An 18,273-nucleotide genomic window follows, 5' to 3' on the forward strand; every position below is an offset into this window, starting at 1 on the left:
GTTTAGTTAGTCAAATACACGTCTGTCAGTAAATCATTGCTCATCGGATGCGGCACATAGCCTTCCACGTAATCCGCCTGTGCAAGCGGCGGTGTCGTATAGGCAAGCATCGTCCAAGGTGCATCTTTTTGGAACAATTGCTGCGCTTGTTTGTACAGCTCTGTCCGCTTGTCCTGGTCGATCGTTTCACGCGCTTCCGTGATCAACGCCGTAAACTCTTCGCTGTCGTAGAACGCGATGTTCTGCGCCGGCTTCGTAATATTCGTGTTGCTCAAGTTCGGGTAAAGGAAGTTGTCCGGATCCGCCATAACGCCGGTCCAGCCGTAAAGCGCCATGTCATGCTTCCCGGCACTCGTATCATCCAAATACGTCGCCCATTCCATCGACACGATTTCCGCTTCGATGCCCACTTCCGCAAGATCCGCCTGAATCGCTTCCGCAATCTTCATCGGCTCCGGCAAATACGGGCGTGGGTTGCTCATCGTATACAGCTTCGTTTTGAAACCTTCTTCAAGCCCAGCTTCTTTCAATAAATTCTTCGCTTCTTCCACGTTGTAATCATACTTCTCTAAACTGTCGTCATAGCTCCATAAAGAAGGAGGCAGCGGGCTTGTCGCTGTATCTGCCAGTCCGCTATAGAACGCTTCAACGATTTCCTCTTTATCAATCGCCATATTGATCGCTTGGCGAACCAATGGATCGTCAAACGGTTTTTTCTCCATATTAAAGGCCATATAGCCGATATTGAAACTCGGACGTTTCAACAACTCAAAGCCGTCCGCATCTTCAACAACCGTCGTATCTCCTGCATTCATCCCGTCCAGCACATCAATTTCACCTGTCTGCAAAGCATTCAAACGAGCGGAGTTTTCAGGAATGACGCGGTAGATGACTTTATCCAAATGCGGTTTGCCTTCCATCCAGTAATCTTCGTTTTTAGCTAGCGTAATTGTATCGTTGCGGTTCCAGCTTTCAAACTTGAACGGCCCTGTTCCAACCGGATTTTCGTTTAAGGCCACGCCGTATTTCTCAATCGCTGCCGGGCTCGCAATCCCGAACATCGAAATTGCAAGGTAACTTAAGAAAGGAGCGGTTTTGCGCTTCAATTTAATCTCCAATTCGTAATCACCATTTGCTTTCACGTATTCGATCAAATGATTCTCATCGCCTTTAAACCCGCCGTACAAGAACGGATAGTAAGCAAAATCCCCTTGGTGGTACGGGTTTTCCGGATCCATCCAGCGTTCAAAGTTGAACACCACTGCATCTGCATTAAAATCCGTGCCGTCATGGAATTTCACGCCTTCACGAAGTTGGAACGTCCACGTCAAGCCGTCTTCACTCGACTCGTATTCCGTCGCAAGCTTCGGCTGCAATTCCAAATTCTGATCATACTCAAGCAATGTCTCAAAGACATTATGCGTTACCCGGATCGATTCACCGTCCGTCACATTGATCGGATCGAGTCCAACCGAATCCGCTCCGCGTCCGTAGACAAGCGTACCGCCTTGCTTGTCGCCTTCAGCCGGTTCTCCTCCACTATCCGATTCGCTCGCTCCGTCATTTCCGGAACAAGCTGCCAATAATAACACCAAGATCAATCCGATTAAAAATGAACTATGTACCCTTTTCTTCATCTTGTCTGCCCCTTTCTTGTTGTGAATATTAATAATAATACAACTATACTGAATAATTATCCATAGCATTTTGAAAATTAGTACGATTTCCGAAGTATTTTATTTTATTAATCTAATAAAATCTGGATTCTTTTCCTTGCTTTTCTATCTTTTCCTCCTGCATTAACCAATAACGGAAGATAATTTCCTTTTTTGAAATTATTCATGACAAGTTCAACTTATTTGTAAAATACAAAAACCATGTATAAAAATCATCAAAGAATAAAAAAAGCCTCTCCCCTCCTTTGATGCTCAAAGGAGATGAAGAAGCTCTCTAAATATAAAGTTATTCAGTAACCCTTACTCAAGCAGTCGAATCTCCCGTAGGTTGAGAAATCACAGAATCCGAACGCTTATACAATTCCAACTCTTTGCTCGATTCCTCTTTCGTCATCTTGTAAATTCCTACTCCTGTGAATGCCAGGATGATCGCGATGAGCGGAGTGGTGTAGGACAAGACCGTCCAGATAGCGTAGCCGCCAGATCCGAAAGGCGCAACGCCGAGAGTCGCAATGTAAAAGGCCCCCGATGTTCCCCACGGGATAAAAGGCGCCATCATCGTACCAACATCTTCAATGCTGCGAGACAAGACTTTTGGCGGCATCCCTGCTTTCAAGAAAGCTTTCTTGAACATTTCAGGAATGAGGATGGCCACCGCATAGGAAGTTCCGGAAACCAATAAAATCAGAAGCTCCGTGAACAAAGTCGTCACCATAAGCGGACCGCGCTTCTGCACACGGCTATACAAAGGATTGAGGGCAGTCTCCAAAAATCCTGCTTTACTGACAATCGCGGTGTAAGCATAGCCGCAGTAAATGATGATGACGACACTCACCATCGACATGATGCCTCCGCGGTTCAGCAGCGTCATGACCCCATCCGAAATCGAGCCTTCTGCCGCACCTGGAATCATTGAGACATTAAAACCGCTAAATGCCGCATTGGTTCCGTTCTGAAGTGAAAATCCTTGAAAGACCACTCCTAGAATGACCGCAGATAACGCTCCCAACAGCATCGTCGGAACAGGCGGTTTCTTCAGTATTGCCCCGATTAAGATAATGACGAGCGGAAGAATCAATAAAAGATTCCAGTTGAAAATGCTGTCGAGACCATCGAGCATTTGAATACTTGATGAAGATCCGCCTCCACCAGTTCCGATCATATTGCCGACAATCAGGAAAAAGACAAACGTGATGATGCCTGCAGGGATTGTCGTCCACATCATCGACTTGATGTGATCGTAAAGATTGGCCCCAGCCGTTGCAGCCGCTAGATTGGTCGTTTCAGAAAGAGGCGACATCTTATCGCCGAACACCGCACCTGAAATGACGGCTCCCGCTGTAATATGGAGCGGAATGCCAAGCCCTTCCGAGATGCTCATAAAAGCCACACCGACAGTTCCGGCCGATCCCCAGGATGTTCCCGTGACGACCGAGAATATCAAGCACATCAAAAATGCGGAAATCAACAGATACTTCGGATTGACCAATTGTATCCCGTAATAGATCATCATCGGAATCGAACCACTGAAAATGAAGGTGGCAATAACGATCCCGATCACCCAAATAATCAGGATAGCTGGCGTCGCACTGACAATGCGCTGTGAAATGGCCCCTTCCAAATCACTCCACGTATACCCGAGCCGCCAAGCCATGATTCCAGCTCCAGCTGCAGCAGCCACCATCATCAGTTCAATGCGCATCCCCATTATCAAATAACCCACTAAAACGAAAAAGAACATAAGCAGAAATGCAAATACGGATTCTGCAAAAGTCGGTTGCCTAATCTCCCGTTTTTTCTCCAATCGAAATCTCCCCTTTTTAAAATTCTCTTCCTTTTTTCTGTTACTCTTCTTTTACTTTCTGTCCTGAAAGAAATCGTTCAGGCGAGAAATCCCCAATCTCAAAATTGGATGACCCGGTCATCAGCAGCTCTTTCGCAATCTTGCCCATCGTTGGCGCCATTTTAAAGCCATGCCCTGAAAATCCGGTTAGCACCACGACGTTCGGATGCCCTGGTACTTCCCCGACGATGGGATCGTAGTCATCTGTGTAAACTTCCATATACGCACTCGTCCGGGACGGATCATTATACAAGCCGGGCATTTCATTCCGAAGAATTGCTTGCAGCGTCGCGAGCTCTTCCACCCCGACATTCTTATTCAATAAACCCGCATGTTCAATCTTGTGTTTCTTCGTACTTAAAATGCCGATCTTCACCATGTCTCCGTCCACTGCCGGAAACCCGTAATATGTATCTTCTTCTCTTTCTCGCGTAAAGACTGGAAAATGGGCTTCAGTGAATGTCTCTTTGTTTCTTGGCAAGAACCAAGCATTTACCAAGCGGCGAACTTCCAGACTGGATTCAATTCCTGGAATGAACTGAGCGGTCCAAGGACCCGCTGTAATCAATAGCTTTTTCACCTTGTATTCTTTCTCTTCCGTTTGAATGACCACCCCTTCGCCATCCGGAACAATCGCTTTCACATATGTATGGCTATGAATTTTCGCACCCAACTTTTCAGCGATTTCAACTGCAGACTGAATGGCGTATTGTGGGCGCAAAAAGCCTGACTTCTTATCCATAATGACGATTTCGTCATTCCCGATCACGTGTTGGGGAAATTGCTTTCGCGCTTCTTCCGAATTCAAGTATTCATGTTCCAAGTCGAACTCCTGAATGCTTCTCAACACATTTTTCATCGTTTTCAATTGAGGATTGCCAATGATCAATCCGGTCGTTTCGTGAAATAAGTAATTCCCCGATTCCGCTTCGAGCTGTTTCCACATCTGATAAGCATCCTTCAACAACGGAATATACTTAGCGCCTTCTTTATAAGCGGTGCGGAACAAGCGGGTTTCGCCGCCTGCAGCCGACCGGTCATGGCCGATTCCAAATTGTTCAAAGCCGATTACCGAAACCCCTTCTTTCGCCAGCTGCCACGCGGCCATACTGCCCATCGTTCCTAACCCGATAATCCCGACCTCTGCATCCATCTCCATCCCCTCCGTTTTTTACAAATCTAAATCACTCCAATGATTTATTTAACGTTATCGGAAAAATAAAATATTGTCAATTTAATATGAATTTTCAAAATTATACCTATAATCATTTTAGATTAGCCACCTTAACAAAGGGCAACATTCGCGTCCTCCCACTTTCTGCATAAAATACAAAATCGATTCTTTTTTCAAAAACACTAGGGATTCTCCATAACGGGTATACACCGGGGAAAGAACGTAACGGAGGAGGAAACAGAATGGGACAGCAAGTTAGGCATTTGTTGAAACTGGCTGGACTTATGATGCTTTGTCTCATGGTAAGCGCATGCAATCCAAACAACCCGAAGGAGCCAGAGCCGAAAGCGGCGTCCGGCAGTGACCGCTGTGAAGCAGCTGTGAATGAAGTTGTGGAATCGGAGCTTACAGGCCCCGACAGAGAAGTGACCCGTATGAAACAGGAAGTTGACGATATGATGGCAGAGTTTGATAAAGAAAACCAAGGACGCGTGGACCATCCAGGCTACACGGAAAGCGGACCTGAAGTGGATGCATTTTTTGCATATGCCAGGGAAACCTATAGGTCTTATTTTACGGAAAAGGGATATGTAGAGTTCATCAATCGAGAGATTCCGGATGTTTTCAAGTTTCATCAAAACAACCTTGATTATTGGATGGATCCCGTTTCTATTTATGTGGAGAAAGTGGCGGTAGAAGAAACAGATCAGGAATTCAGTGCGTTTAATTTCACCGCTGAAGTAGAGTATTCAACGCGAAGAGAAGGCGGCTCTTATGATTTTACCGGATGGGCACTGTGTACACCGGACGGGGAAATTTCACATTTGACCCTAATCGATCTGGACGGGTTGGCTGCCAGAATAGAGAGCGATCTGTAAAGTTGCAGGTTAAAGTCCTGTACAATTCATCAGAATTTTGCTTTCTGCATAAAAATCGATTCCCGATAAATTTGCATTCCCGGGAATCGATTTTCTTCTGCTATGTGATTGATTATTCCCATCCCTCAGTAAATCCATGCTCCTGCAGAAAAATCCCCTATCGAAAAGCCTTGAATCTCCTAACAGAGGAGTTCAAGGCTTTTCCATTCTTCTATGAAACAGAGATCGAGTTAAGACTCATAACCTTCTCTTGCCGCTGCTTTTTTCCTTTTCTTCTCTTTCCGGTCTTTCTTGTAATACTGATCCGAAGTGAAAAATTCGGTCGTCAATGCTTTTACTTTATTGCTTAACAGCAGGATGGCGATGACATTCGGAATGAGTATTGCCGCCAGCATGATATCGAGGAAGCCCCAAATCACTTCTGCTGCTCCGACAGCTCCTAAAACGACTGCCAAAATATAGACCACCTGCATTCCGTAGGACGCTTTTATGCCAAATAGAAACTCCGCCTGCTTGGCACCGTAGAAAATAACGACAAGTATCGTCGACAAGACAAAGAAAATTAAAGCGATGGTCACAAGAATGGCACCGAATTCACCAAAATACGATTCAAACGCCAAGCTCGTTAAAGCTGAAGAGTTTTCCATTGCACCGTCGTTAGTCCAGACCCCCGATGACAATATCACAAAAGCGGTCGCGGTACAGACGATTAAGGTATCGACGACCACGCCAACGACAGCCCAGAATCCTTGTCTGACGGGATGGTCTGTCATCGCAGCCGCGTGGGCAATCGGCGCCGTTCCAAGCCCCGCCTCGTTGGAATAAAGTCCGCGGGCAAATCCCCACCGGATTACTTCCACAATGGCTGCACCGGCAAAACCGCCCATCACGGGAGCAGGGGAAAATGCATTGCTGAAAACCAGCATAAAGAACTCTGGTACTGCGCTGACGTTCATCAAAAGAATCACCACCGCACCGCCGACATAGAACAAGGCCATAAACGGAACAAAAATTTCCGTGACCTTGCCGATCCGTTTGATGCCGCCGAATACAACAATCGATATAAGAGCAGCAGTTGCAATGCCTGTCCAGAGGGAAGGAATATTGAAGGTCGTTTCTACCGTACGGCCGATGGAATTCCCTTGCACCATGATGCTCGGGATCAATTCGATCATCAAGGCGAAGGAAAACCAAACTCCCAGCCATTTCATATTTAACCCTTTTGTCATGTAATACATCGGTCCGCCGACAAACTCACCTAAGGCGTTTTTCTCGCGGTATTCGACAGCGAGTACACTTTCAGCGAATTTGAGCGCCATGCCGATCAGCGCAATGACCCACATCCAGAACACAGCTCCGGGTCCGCCGAACATGATCGCTGCCGGCACCCCGACAATATTGGCTGCACCAATAGTGGAAGAGAGCGCCGACGTCAGCGCTTGGAAAGGAGTGACCGTCCCTTCGCCTTTCGGTTTTTTAAAAACACTGCCGAAGGTTTGTCCGACGATATAGCCAAAATAACGGAATTGAAAAAATCCAAGTTTAAATGTCATATAAAGACCTGATAACAGCAATAGCGTGATGAGCGGAATCCCCCACAACCACGCTGAAAAATCAGCGACTCCCTGTAAAAAACGTTCCAACTGTTCTCCCCCTACATTATATTAGTATATGAATTTTTCCCTAGTTCAAAGATCTTCAAACCGAAATCTGGGAATTCCATAAAAAATAAAAGGAGAAAGATTGAAGGGAAAGCTTACAGTGGAGCTTCATGGTTTATTCAACCCTATGTTGATTGAAATGAAGTTGACCTAGCTGATTCCTCTACGCATTCGGGCGCAAGCCACAAAAGTATTTCCCGATAAAATAAAAAAGCGCTCCCTATAGGAGCTGCATCACTTGATTATTCTTGTGTTAATTCTACCGCCAGACCGTTTTCTTCAGCTGATCCGATGCCTTCTCGCAAAGCTTTTGCGAATTCTTCTTGGCTTTTGAAAAAGATAACCTCGTTATTTCTTGTACGGGTTTCCATCGTATTTACTTGATTTGTCTGATTCATTTTTCTACCTCCGTTATTAAAATAATCTTGTATTTTGTGCAAAATTCGATTTAGCAGCACATTTTGTTCTTATACTATTTATTCCCTATATATAGGATATTAAACCTCGCCTTTTCTACCTTCCACTTTTAAATTGCACAGATTAAAAGGAGACAATTGTAAACGCTAATATAAAAGTTGACCACTTGAAGGAGTTTCGCTCATCAAAAAGTTGACCACCCTTATCAGGTATTCCGTATTATTATGTCTGTCTGGAACAAGTATTATTATGGAGGACTCTACCAATTCCTATACAAAAAAGAACAGCTAATCCCGAATGTTGCATTTCCAGGATTGGCTGTTCTTTTGCGTTTGAGAACCATTTAAAGCTATTCGTTTTTCTCCGGATCTATCGTAAGCTGATTCTCGTCATCTTCCCACACAATCTCTTCTTAGGGATTCAACATCTCAAGCTTCACTTGAGATCCTTCATAATGCATCAACATCTTGCCGACTTCCTCCCATGTATAGGACTTTCCATCGACCCATCGATTTTGTGCTGGCCATGAAAAGCCAAAGCGTTTTGGATCAAACTACTGCCGCGACATCCGTTGACTTGCGGCAAACCGTAACAGCGGCACGAGCCCGGCAACGGCTGCGCTACGGTTCGAATTACACGAACACCATTGTGCCGGTTAAGTTATTTGAGGAGAAAGTCCAGTTTAGCGCGGCTCAACTGGAACGCATCGAAGCCGCCAGTTTCCAGGAAAATTTGAACAGCCGAGCAACGCTGAAGATTTTGCGGTTGGCCCGGACGATTGCTGATGTGCTGGATTGCGACACGGTACCGGACGCGGCAGTGGACGAGGCGCTGAAATGGAAAATCAGTGCACGCCGGGCCCATCAGTCGCTGTTGAGATGACGCCTCGGCGCGAGTTCAATCCCAATTCCTATTACCACGTCATTATGCGCGGCAATAACCGGCAGCCGATTTTCAAGACGAAAGAAGACATGTTTGAGCTGAAGCGGACGCTTTTGCATGTCCATGCGGATTATCCGTTTACGGTTCTGGCTTATTGTTTCATGAACAATCATTATCATCTTTTGTTGAAGCCGCTACGGGATCCGCTGGATAAAATTATGCAGCGGATTAATAAACGGTACAGTATCTCTTATTCGAAACGGTACGGACATGTCGGACAAATTTACCAGAAACGCTATTTTGCGAAAGAAGTCGATTCCCGGCTTGGCCTTCTGACCGTCAGCAGCTACATCCATCGCAATCCAATCGAGACGAAGAGGCCGATGGTTGAACGGCTGGAGCAATACCCGTACAGTTCGTTCCCTCTGTATTGGGATGATGCGCTACCCGCTCCGCCGTTTTTAGACCGCAAATTTTTGCAGGAACTGTTGCCGGAGCCATTTGATAGAACAAATACAGCGTATTGTACCTATTGCTTAAGCTATCGGCAACAAGTCGATGAAGATCCGCATGCGGAAAAATTCAATCTGTGACGCGAGTGCTGCCATTCCCGTTCCTATTCTTTTTCCTTTTTACTCGCTTTTTTATTCCCAGGGAGCGACACAATTCACCACAATTCCAGTTTCTGCATAAATATTGAAAATCCACGCTTTTGAACCTTCAGTTCTCAAGCATGGATTTTCTTTTGTATACATTTGTAGCGAATTGTCGGAATTGTTTCTTTCCCTGGGAAGCGATTTTAAAACGGAAGAAGAAATTTCGGCTTCGTTGAACAGTTGAAGCGCCAACTGGTTGTCATCCGTCTTTTCGCTGGATGAACCAAACCGTTTCTGCTGGCCCAGCCGGAACTGTTCTTCGTACCACTGCACCTTCAACTCCAGTGCTTTCATCTGGTTCTCGAGCTGCGCGTTCTTCTTTTCCAGTTCTTCAATTGTAGGTGAGGTGTTTCCGTCCATTGTTTTCATAGGTCTAAGAATAGCACAAAATGTTAGTGCCAAATAGACCTAAATGATTTTTTTCGCCGCAACGGATGGGTGGGCCTGGCGCTGGTTCAGGGGAAGGCCATCAAGCAGCCAGTTTAACTGCCGGGGCGTGATGGGAAGGGGCTGGCTGGACCCAGGGTCCGGCCAATCGAACAACCCTTTTTCCAATCGCCGGTAATAGAGCCAGAAGCCGTTGTGATCCCAGAATAGAATTTTGAGCTTGTCTTTCTTCCGGTTACAGAACACAAAGAGTGCTTTGGAGAATGGATCGAGCTGGAACAATTCCTGGACGATGACCGCCAGCCCATCAATCGACTTCCGGAGATCCGTCGGTCCAGCAGCCAAATAAACCTGCTCGACAATCCGGCCGTTCATCATAATTGGTCAAGTGTCCGAAGGACTTTCAGTAACAGTTCGTCCTGGAAGCCACTCATCACCTCGATTTCTACATTTTTTATTCTCAACATAATCGTGTCGCTCACAGGTTCCTCCACCACACAGGAGACCCAAGCGGTCTCTGGGTTTTTCAATACAGGCGACTGCTTCCGCAACCAGTATTTCATCGTGTGGATTTTAACATCATTTTTCTCACACCAAGTAACCAATGTTTCACCACTTTTTCGGTATTCGCTGATTTGACCTGACCAATACAGGGCTTTCTCTTTTCTTATCAAAGAAACTCCTCCCAGAAATTCAATTCTGGAAAGAGTATCTCACGAAAAATCTTCTATTAGAATGTGTTCGCTATTAGACGCTTACGCTGAACTGAACATCGATCACCTCATGCCCTGGTCGAAGGACCTTCCAAAAGACTGCTATATCCAAAAGAAAAAATAATAAAAATGCCTTTCCGACAAAAAATAGGAAAGGCATTTTCTTTTCTAAGAAACTAGGTGTTCGTTATTGGACGCTTACTTCTTGTCGAAGATGCGAAGAAGAGGACCCAGATCTATTGTCGAGAAAATGGCATTAAATCGATGGGTAGGTTCCATCTCAAATAATTCATGCATGTCAAATAGGTTATCTTGTCTTATAATAGGCATAGAGCGCTTTCCCTCCTGTTTGTGTATGTTGTGGTGACTACCATTATACAGGATTTGGGGAGGTGCTCTATTTTCTTGAGATATTACACTTAGAGCCGCAAGGGCTCGGAATTATGAAATTAACTCACTTAATAAAGTTGAGAAATTTATTAAGGGGTTTTTTTAAAGCGATTAAGAATTATAGAAAAATCTACTATTTTTAATTTGAACAAAAGTAATCCATAAAAGATTAAACAGAAAAAGATAACAATAATAAAAGCAGAGTTATTCGAAATATAGAATGAAAGAACATTATATATTAGTTTAGAGATAATTACTGTTACAAAAGAGATAAACAATATTTTTAAATTCATAGTAACTATATCTTTATATCCGTCCCAGCCATTTTTTCTTTTAAAGACTACAATTAGAATGAACGAGGAAATTATAGTAGATATTGAAGTTGCTAGTGCTAATCCAGCAAGTCCTAAAAACTGAGATAAAATAATATTAAGAACTATATTAAGTATTAAAGCAACCAGTGCTATTAACATAGGAGTTTTCGTATCTAACATTGCATAGAAGCTTCTAGAAATAACTTCACGAATTCCAAACCCAATCATTCCAAAAGAATAAAATATTAAAGCGGAATTTGTTAATGAAACTGAGCTAGAATCAAAAGCCCGCGTGCAAATAGTACATTGATAATTTCATTAGAAAAAAATATAGATCCTATCATTATAGGAATTACAAACACATTTATATTATTAATTGTGTTATTTATAGTTGTATAAAAATCTTTCATATTATTCTCGTTTATTAATTTTGAAATATGAACATACATTACAGCAACTAATGACGCTACAAATACCCCTTGTACAACTGCATTTAATTTACTTGCATATGTAATAGCAGAAATACCACCAACTGCAATGTAAGAGGCCATAGTTCTATCTACAATTATATTTATTTGTACAAACGATATTCCAATTAGTACAGGTAAAGAAGATTTTAATAAATTTATAATATAAGGATTATTAAATGAAAATGAATATGAAAATTTATACTTATTCTTTTTAAGAAAGAATAGTAAAAAACAAAGTTGACATCCGGTTCCAATAACAAAGCCTACTGCCATAATATAAACCGAAAATTCATGGCTCAGAATTATAGATATAATCATAATGACATTAAGAGGAATGGTCATTAAACCAAATGCTTTAAAGCTTCCCTTCAGTTGCAAAAGGCTAGTATAAATAAATATTAAGCCAGAGAATAAAACACTTATAATTGTAATCTTAGTAAAATCTACTGCAAGATTCAGACTTTCTCTTTCAAAACCTGACGCAAACAGCAATACGACTTCTTCTGTGAATATATACGTAATTAGAATCGTAAATATGCTAAAAATCGTAATCATACTAACTAAAGTATTGGTAAAACTTTCTGCTTCATTATGCCCTTTATTACCGAAAACCTTATTATAAAGTGGGATAAAACTGGATGCTATTGCAGCACCTATAAACGAAAATATTGTTTGAGGTATAGTTAAAGAAATTAAAAAAACATCACTTACATAACTTGTTCCATAGTAATATGCCAAAATTAAATCTCTTATAAAAGCTACTATTTGCGAAAAAATAGTTAATATCATTAGTATATAAGCAGTTTTTTTCATTTAATTACCCCAGGAAAGTTTTATTTAAATCTTATATCTCTTTTTTTGGACACTGATAAATTGATCAATATCAGAAAAACTATCAGAATATTCTTTCAACCATTCGTTTTTTCTATTCCACCATTTAATTTGAGATAATTGTTCTTTTTGATTTGCTGTAAATCGATCTTTAATTTTTTTTGCTGGAACTCCTCCCCAAATTTCAAATGGACCAACATTTTTAGTCACAATTGCACCAGTTGCAATAATTGCCCCATCTCCAATTGATATACCATCAATTATTTTCACTCCAGAACCAATCCAAACATCATTTCCTATATTAACTACTCTTCTATTTTCATCAATGTAAGAAATTTCAGAAAAGCTTTTATCTATATTAAAACTTTTCAAAATATAATTTTCTTTAGTGTAGAAACTTGGATGTGTAGATACAAAAGTGTGTGAAGGATGCTTTCCAACAATTATTTGCACATTATCAGCTAATGAACAAAATCGACCTATATTACAGTTGTTTAATTTTGAATGCTCTCCAATATATGTTAAATAACCTATCTTTGTATTGGATATTGAACTTTTATATCCAACTTTGTTATACCCTTCTAACTCTGTTTCTCTATTTAATAAAACTTTTCTATTTATTATAGATTTAGTTTTTCGAGATAAATAAATTGAATAAATTCTTACGATTATTCTCTTCATTAACATTAAACCTCCATTCAAAAACAATTTGCTATAAGTAAAAGTAAAAATCTAAATTTAATATTTACTTTTATCACTATACATTCCAATCCGTCTATTGAATTTAAATTATGAACATTTCCCTTTTTTCAATTTAAGCTAGACAAACCTTCTCCATTCCGATGACTAAAAATTGCCTCCAGGTTTATTTCATAATCTTTTAACTTCCTCGGAATGTTGATCCGTTTCTTAGACACTATGAACTGAACGTTTGATTTAGCTGATTAAAGTCTCTCCCCCTTTACCAAGCAGTCTTTTCAAAGGGGCCTTTGGAGTTTTTTTCATAGCAAAATGGAGAAATCAGCCATTAAACCAGTGTAATAACCGAACATTTGTGGTTGGCGCCTTAGATATGCCCAAACTCATTCTGGAAAGAAGTAAAGGCGGCTTCTCATTCGAAAATATGTCGTTTAAACGCCTACTTTTCCGACCGTTTTGGCGGACGTTTGTTTTCCATATTTCTTTCATCCGAAGTGCGGTAGCAGCCAAAACACGATTGTTGAACATGCGATAAAGCGTAGGGATAGAATATTCGACTGCCATATCTGCCTATTTGATTATGACATCCGGCATACAGCTCTACGCCAACATATCTTGACTGTAGGAAGGATGCTTCTTCAGCAATACGACCTTTTGACGCCAGCAATAGTTTACGTTTTTCTCGTATTGTGTATAGAAATCGATGCTCGTATATCCCTTCAGATAGTAGAAGAAATTGTTGAGCTGTCTCTAACTGTTTCAAAACCTGCATTTATCATCACAACGGCATTTTGGTGGTGCTTGGATTCAATCATGACCATTCCAACCGTAGTAATATAGAAAAGGATATTCGAGAACACTCTTATGCTTTACTTTGGTCAGAAATTACATCGTTAGTGGATTACTAAAAGCTTTTATATTTATCTACCTTTGATAATGGCTGTCCAAACATCAAGCTTAATTTCACAGTCAGCGCAAGTGAAAAAATTTACAAATTTTTTTTACTTCTTTATCCTATTTTAGTTTTAACAATAATATTAGAATCATCTTTTTCTTGAACTCTGCCTATCGAACTGGAAAAAGGTAAAACTAAAAACACTAAAATAAAAATATGAGTTAATAAAGCAGGATTTAAAAATCCTAATAATAATACGTATAGTAAAATTATATTTACAAACTTTTTATGAATTCTCGAACTCGCGTATTTCCGTAAAACTTTCGATATTTTGAAAATTCCAATCCAGAAAAACATGGAACTAATTATTCCATATCTTGCTAAATCATCGAACCATTGACTATGTCCACTAACAATATTGTGGTTAGAGACCATTTCATAAGGAAGAATTCCATAAACCCCTAATAAAGGATTTTTAATAAAAGTAACTAAAGAATTCGCTACAAGATCGCTTCGCCCATAAAATTGAGAAAAAGATTGATATTCTCCACTTAACAACTTTTGGAATTCTATTATTTTATAAAAGTAAGCCGGGTTATCAATTATTAAGGATAAGAAGCTTATAATTATTTGAGATAACGGAACTAATAAAGCTAAAATTGTTAAAATTAAAGAAAAATACATTATTTTCATCTTTTTTCTTTTTGGAATTAAAATTAAAACGATTAAAATCAAAAGTAAAAATATAGCTGTTGAGAGTGATGATTGAAAAACAATAATTGTGAAGAAAATAGCTAATATGAAATAAATCAATGAAATTCTAGTTTTAATATTTACTAATGCAATTAAAATACATATTATTACAGTACCAACTAAAGAATATATATAATCCCAAGATCCAATGAATTTTATTCCATTTCCGTATTCATTTATTAATCCTTCTGTTTGTGTAAGACCTGCGCCTGCATATCTAACCAAATCTGGGTCAATATTAAGAAAAACTAAAGTAACTATGCCAGTACTAATATAACCTATCATTATTGTAAAAAATATAATTTTTTTTATTCTAATTCCTTTGTCTTTATAATATAAAAATAAAGTAAGTATCATTAATAAAGTTATTGAATAAATAACTTCATATGATAAACCGCTATTCCTTATTAAAGACCTGGAAATTACACTTAGAACCCAAAGAATCAAAAAAAGAGAACTACCAAGAATAATGTCTATAAACTTTGGTCTTCTAAGTATACTTAAAGTTATCCAAATCAAATAAATAAAAGAAATAACATAAAACGATATAGATGTACGAACAAATTCGTTGCTAAACCATAATAAAATGATTATTAATAATAGAACATGGAAACTTTCTAAAACATTTAATTTCAAAATATTTCCATGCACCTTCAAATTCACTTCTTTTTTCATTTGATTTTTCTCCTTAATTCCATAGCAAAGAAAAATGAGGAATTATAGCTTGAAGACACACGAGTCTCTCATTGTCTTGCAAGTTACATAGATCTTATACCCTTTAATAATAATGCCATGTTATATTTAAAAATTTTAACACTGATTATAGAAAAGATTTACTGTTAAAATTTTTATAAGTTTTACATCTGAGTTAATTTCATAATTCCGAGCCCTTGCGGCTCTAAGTGTAATATCTCAAGAAAATAGAGCACCTCCCCAAATCCTGTATAATGGTAGTCACCACAACATACACAAACAGGAGGGAAAGCGCTCTATGCCTATTATAAGACAAGATAACCTATTTGACATGCATGAATTATTTGAGATGGAACCTACCCATCGATTTAATGCCATTTTCTCGACAACAGATCTGGGTCCTCTTCTTCGCATCTTCGACAAGAAGACGCATCGCGGCGCGCCGAGAGAACTCAATTACGGTGCCATGATTTATTCGTTGATCGCTCGTGTGGGGGAGCGTATTCCGACGATCAACTTATTGGTGAAGCGCCTGAAACAAGATCCTTTTTTTCGGTTCGATTGCGGGTTTCTGTTATCGGACGACGTCCCATCTGAAGCTTCTTACTCACGCATGATCGCAGCGATCAGTGAAACGGATGCCCTGTCGAAAGTGCAAGACGTGCTTGTGGCTCTAGCGATCCAGGAAGGTTTCATCACAGAGGAATCGCTGGCTATTGATGCCACGCATTTCGAAGCACGCGACAAACCGGCAGCGGCTGAGAAAAAAGAAAAAGCAACTCCGAAAAAACGAGGACGGAAGCCGAAAGCCGAACAAGCTGAGTGGCAAGCCGCCCAACAAAAACAGGAAGCTGAGAAGACGCTCTACGAAAAAGAGATTGTCCATCAATTGGGTGCCTCCACAGAGGCGCTGGTAAACGAGATGCCCGTTGCCCCGAAATGGGGCATCAAGAAAAATAGTGATGGAAAAAACACATTTTGGTTCGGCTACAAAGCTCATTTAGCTGTCAGCACGATCAGCCAATACATTATCAGAGGGCTCATGAGTTCCGGCAACTTGAATGATGGAAAAGCCGCCATCCCTCTCCTGAAGCAAATCCAGCAAACGATGCCGGGTCTTTTTCAAGCGGGCATCCTGGACAAGGGTTACGATTACAAACCCATTTACCAACAACTGCAGGAGATGAACCTTCACGCCGTCATCGCTTACAACCCGCGCAGGGAAGGCGAAGTGATCGGGTTTGATGAGCATTTCGCGCCGACATGCGTTCGGGAACACGCGTATCGCTACGACAGTTATGACGCCAAATACGAAACCTTGAAATATACGCGTCCCAAAGAATGTGCGACGTGTCCGTTGAAAGACGATTCCCTTTGCCAAAAAATCTTTAAAATCAAAAGGTCAGTAGACCTTCGAAAATATACGTCTCCTGCCAGAGGTTCCTTGAAATGGACGCTGTTCTATAAACAGCGCGCCGCAGTGGAACGCGTCAACGCTTACTTGAAGGAGTATTTCGATTTGAATAATGTTCGACACCGGACAGGCAAGAAAGCGAAAATCCATTTTGAACTCGTTTCGTTGATTTACAACGCGTCCCGATTGGCGAGCGATCGTTTGAAAGTCGCTAGAAACTGTGCTTTAGCAGCCGCTTAAATTTTAAAAACAGGAAAAATGGTCCGAAAAACCGTCTACACTTTTTTAAAAGGGCGATTTATGAAATTGATTCATTTATTAATGATTTAACTTTAAAAAAACTTTTTTAACTTGTTTATCCCAATTTTTCTCCTTAATTATAAATTCTCTTGCCTTAACTGCTTTTGAAATTAATACTTCCTTTTCTTCTATTAAAATCTCATCAATTGTATTCGCAAACGTTTGAGGATTAGTATCATTGAATGTGTATAGGTTTTGCAAATAATCTTCATTTAAGCCACTTACTTTAGTGCTTACAACAGGTGTCCCGCTAAGTAAATATTCAACAATCTTAGATGGAAATGCAACTTTAGCTACAGAGTCTTCGGGTAGTAAAGGACTTACTAGGAGTGATGCGTTTTGTTGTAATTTTACAATCTCTTCGGAAGAAACTTTCCCATAAAAATTTATATTTTCATTTTTTTTACTTTCAGCTTCCACGAACTTTGACAGTTCTCCACTTCCATAAATTTCTAATGAGAATTTCTTATTTTCAACTAATTTAGCTGCCTCGATTAAATTTCTAATACCATTATATTCAGTTAATGAACCGCTATATAACACACGAAGGATCTTAGTCTTTTCATCTTCTTTTTCAAGCCACTGCCCTCCACATCTATTAGTAGGAACCGAAGAAATATCAAAACCGCCGTCTAGAACAACATAATCTGAGTTTGGAGCAAATTCGATAATAGCATTCTTGTTAAGAACAGCCAATAAATCAAATTTCCGGATATTTTTTTTTGCTATTCGCTCTTCATAATTTCTAGCTATAAATTTCAAGCCCTTATGTTTCACTACTTTATTAACAGGAAGATCTGCTAAAATACAAACAGTTTGTATATTTATTATCTTACTAATCCATAGAATAGGAGTAGCAATATCAGGATAAGAATTAAAACAAACTATAATTTTTTCTTCTTTTCTATTTTTTAAACACCAATTTAATATCATAAAGGTTGCGAATAAAATCTTTGTTATTTGTTTAATTAGAAATATATTTATAAATGGAACTTTTTTACTACGTAAATTTGGAGCTATTTCGATACTTTTATTATTTATAAACACTTTCTTCTCAGTTGGATAAGCTGCGATGGGATATTCTGTTAACACCGTTAAGTCTTTACCTAACTTTTTATGAAGAGCTTTTATTAAGCCCAACTGCATTTTATTACCTGCAATTGAAGGGCCAGCAAATTTATCGCACTCTTCATTTTTGATAGCATTTCCGAGATACAGTAACTTCAC

The 18,273-nt window shown here is 40.1% G+C and carries 15 protein-coding genes and 1 pseudogene; 4 read left to right on the top strand and 12 right to left on the bottom strand.

From position 1 onward, the window contains the following. Positions 1–2: 2 nt before the first annotated feature. The 3 genes from L0M13_RS13380 to solA form a co-directional block, all read right to left on the bottom strand. Entirely contained in the window at positions 3–1,637 is a 1,635-nt protein-coding gene (locus L0M13_RS13380) for an ABC transporter substrate-binding protein (protein ID WP_235196977.1), read from the bottom strand. Between the two features lie 343 nt (positions 1,638–1,980). Next, positions 1,981–3,480 carry a Na+/H+ antiporter NhaC gene (nhaC, locus tag L0M13_RS13385; protein WP_235196978.1) on the bottom strand — a complete coding sequence of 500 codons (1,500 nt, stop codon included), beginning with the start codon at positions 3,478–3,480 and terminating at the stop codon, positions 1,981–1,983. A gap of 40 nt (positions 3,481–3,520) precedes the next feature. Next, a complete protein-coding gene (gene solA / locus L0M13_RS13390; RefSeq protein WP_235196979.1) occupies positions 3,521–4,672 on the bottom strand; it encodes an N-methyl-L-tryptophan oxidase in 1,152 nt (383 codons plus the stop codon). A gap of 263 nt (positions 4,673–4,935) precedes the next feature. Between solA and L0M13_RS13395 the strand changes: the two genes are divergently transcribed. After that, a complete protein-coding gene (locus L0M13_RS13395; RefSeq protein ID WP_235196980.1) occupies positions 4,936–5,571 on the top strand; it encodes a hypothetical protein in 636 nt (211 codons plus the stop codon). A 230-nt stretch (positions 5,572–5,801) separates the two neighbouring features. Here L0M13_RS13395 and L0M13_RS13400 read toward each other — a convergent pair whose 3' ends face one another. Both L0M13_RS13400 and L0M13_RS13405 read right to left on the bottom strand, forming a co-directional pair. After that, positions 5,802–7,214 carry an alanine/glycine:cation symporter family protein gene (locus L0M13_RS13400; RefSeq protein ID WP_235196981.1) on the bottom strand — a complete coding sequence of 471 codons (1,413 nt, stop codon included), beginning with the start codon at positions 7,212–7,214 and terminating at the stop codon, positions 5,802–5,804. 260 nt (positions 7,215–7,474) lie between these two features. Then, positions 7,475–7,630, bottom strand: a complete 156-nt coding sequence (locus L0M13_RS13405; protein ID WP_235196982.1) for a hypothetical protein — start codon at positions 7,628–7,630, stop codon at positions 7,475–7,477. Between the two features lie 544 nt (positions 7,631–8,174). On the opposite strand from L0M13_RS13405, the gene L0M13_RS13410 reads away from it, so the two are divergent. After that, positions 8,175–8,531: a magnesium chelatase subunit ChlI family protein gene (locus L0M13_RS13410; RefSeq protein ID WP_235196983.1), complete on the top strand. Its 357-nt coding sequence runs from the start codon at positions 8,175–8,177 to the stop codon at positions 8,529–8,531. Continuing rightward, positions 8,486–9,124, top strand: a complete 639-nt coding sequence (locus L0M13_RS13415) for a transposase (RefSeq protein ID WP_235196984.1) — start codon at positions 8,486–8,488, stop codon at positions 9,122–9,124. Before L0M13_RS13410 ends, L0M13_RS13415 begins: the two co-directional genes overlap by 46 nt. Positions 9,125–9,175: 51 nt before the next feature. On the opposite strand, the gene L0M13_RS18755 is transcribed toward L0M13_RS13415, so the two are convergent. From L0M13_RS18755 to L0M13_RS13445, 6 genes and pseudogenes are all read right to left on the bottom strand, one after another. Continuing rightward, entirely contained in the window at positions 9,176–9,556 is a 381-nt protein-coding gene (locus L0M13_RS18755; RefSeq protein WP_397443489.1) for an IS66 family transposase, read from the bottom strand. A 39-nt stretch (positions 9,557–9,595) separates the two neighbouring features. Then, positions 9,596–9,949 (bottom strand): IS66 family insertion sequence element accessory protein TnpB, encoded by a 354-nt coding sequence (gene tnpB / locus L0M13_RS13425; RefSeq protein WP_235196985.1) that lies wholly within the window; start codon positions 9,947–9,949, stop codon positions 9,596–9,598. Further along, a complete protein-coding gene (gene tnpA, locus L0M13_RS13430) occupies positions 9,949–10,248 on the bottom strand; it encodes an IS66 family insertion sequence element accessory protein TnpA (protein ID WP_235196986.1) in 300 nt (99 codons plus the stop codon). The genes tnpB and tnpA overlap by 1 nt, the downstream gene beginning before the upstream one ends. A 518-nt stretch (positions 10,249–10,766) precedes the next feature. Beyond that, positions 10,767–12,274: pseudogene (gene murJ, locus L0M13_RS13435) on the bottom strand (murein biosynthesis integral membrane protein MurJ). A gap of 24 nt (positions 12,275–12,298) precedes the next feature. After that, positions 12,299–12,973, bottom strand: coding sequence for a CatB-related O-acetyltransferase (locus tag L0M13_RS13440; RefSeq protein ID WP_235196988.1), 675 nt, complete (start codon positions 12,971–12,973; stop codon positions 12,299–12,301). A gap of 1,027 nt (positions 12,974–14,000) precedes the next feature. Next, positions 14,001–15,314, bottom strand: coding sequence for a hypothetical protein (locus L0M13_RS13445; protein WP_235196989.1), 1,314 nt, complete (start codon positions 15,312–15,314; stop codon positions 14,001–14,003). Positions 15,315–15,630: 316 nt separating this feature from the next. Between L0M13_RS13445 and L0M13_RS13450 the strand changes: the two genes are divergently transcribed. Continuing rightward, a complete protein-coding gene (locus tag L0M13_RS13450; RefSeq protein WP_235196990.1) occupies positions 15,631–16,986 on the top strand; it encodes a transposase in 1,356 nt (451 codons plus the stop codon). A 78-nt stretch (positions 16,987–17,064) separates the two neighbouring features. On the opposite strand, the gene L0M13_RS13455 is transcribed toward L0M13_RS13450, so the two are convergent. Further along, the gene (locus L0M13_RS13455; protein ID WP_235196991.1) at positions 17,065–18,273 is read right to left on the bottom strand and encodes a glycosyltransferase; all 1,209 of its coding nucleotides are present in this window, start codon (positions 18,271–18,273) and stop codon (positions 17,065–17,067) included.

This window comes from Planococcus sp. 107-1 (assembly GCF_021513255.1).
Taxonomy (GTDB): domain Bacteria; phylum Bacillota; class Bacilli; order Bacillales_A; family Planococcaceae; genus Planococcus.

Coding starts and splice junctions, on each gene's coding strand:
- L0M13_RS13380 (WP_235196977.1), bottom strand. CDS start 1,637: ATGAAGAAAAGGGTACATAGTTCATTTTTAATCGGATTGATCTTGGTG.
- solA (WP_235196979.1), bottom strand. CDS start 4,672: ATGGATGCAGAGGTCGGGATTATCGGGTTAGGAACGATGGGCAGTATG.
- L0M13_RS13395 (WP_235196980.1), top strand. CDS start 4,936: ATGGGACAGCAAGTTAGGCATTTGTTGAAACTGGCTGGACTTATGATG.
- L0M13_RS13405 (WP_235196982.1), bottom strand. CDS start 7,630: ATGAATCAGACAAATCAAGTAAATACGATGGAAACCCGTACAAGAAAT.
- L0M13_RS13410 (WP_235196983.1), top strand. CDS start 8,175: ATGAAAAGCCAAAGCGTTTTGGATCAAACTACTGCCGCGACATCCGTT.
- L0M13_RS13415 (WP_235196984.1), top strand. CDS start 8,486: ATGGAAAATCAGTGCACGCCGGGCCCATCAGTCGCTGTTGAGATGACG.
- L0M13_RS18755 (WP_397443489.1), bottom strand. CDS start 9,556: ATGAAAACAATGGACGGAAACACCTCACCTACAATTGAAGAACTGGAA.
- tnpB (WP_235196985.1), bottom strand. CDS start 9,949: ATGAACGGCCGGATTGTCGAGCAGGTTTATTTGGCTGCTGGACCGACG.
- L0M13_RS13440 (WP_235196988.1), bottom strand. CDS start 12,973: ATGAAGAGAATAATCGTAAGAATTTATTCAATTTATTTATCTCGAAAA.
- L0M13_RS13445 (WP_235196989.1), bottom strand. CDS start 15,314: ATGAAAAAAGAAGTGAATTTGAAGGTGCATGGAAATATTTTGAAATTA.
- L0M13_RS13450 (WP_235196990.1), top strand. CDS start 15,631: ATGCCTATTATAAGACAAGATAACCTATTTGACATGCATGAATTATTT.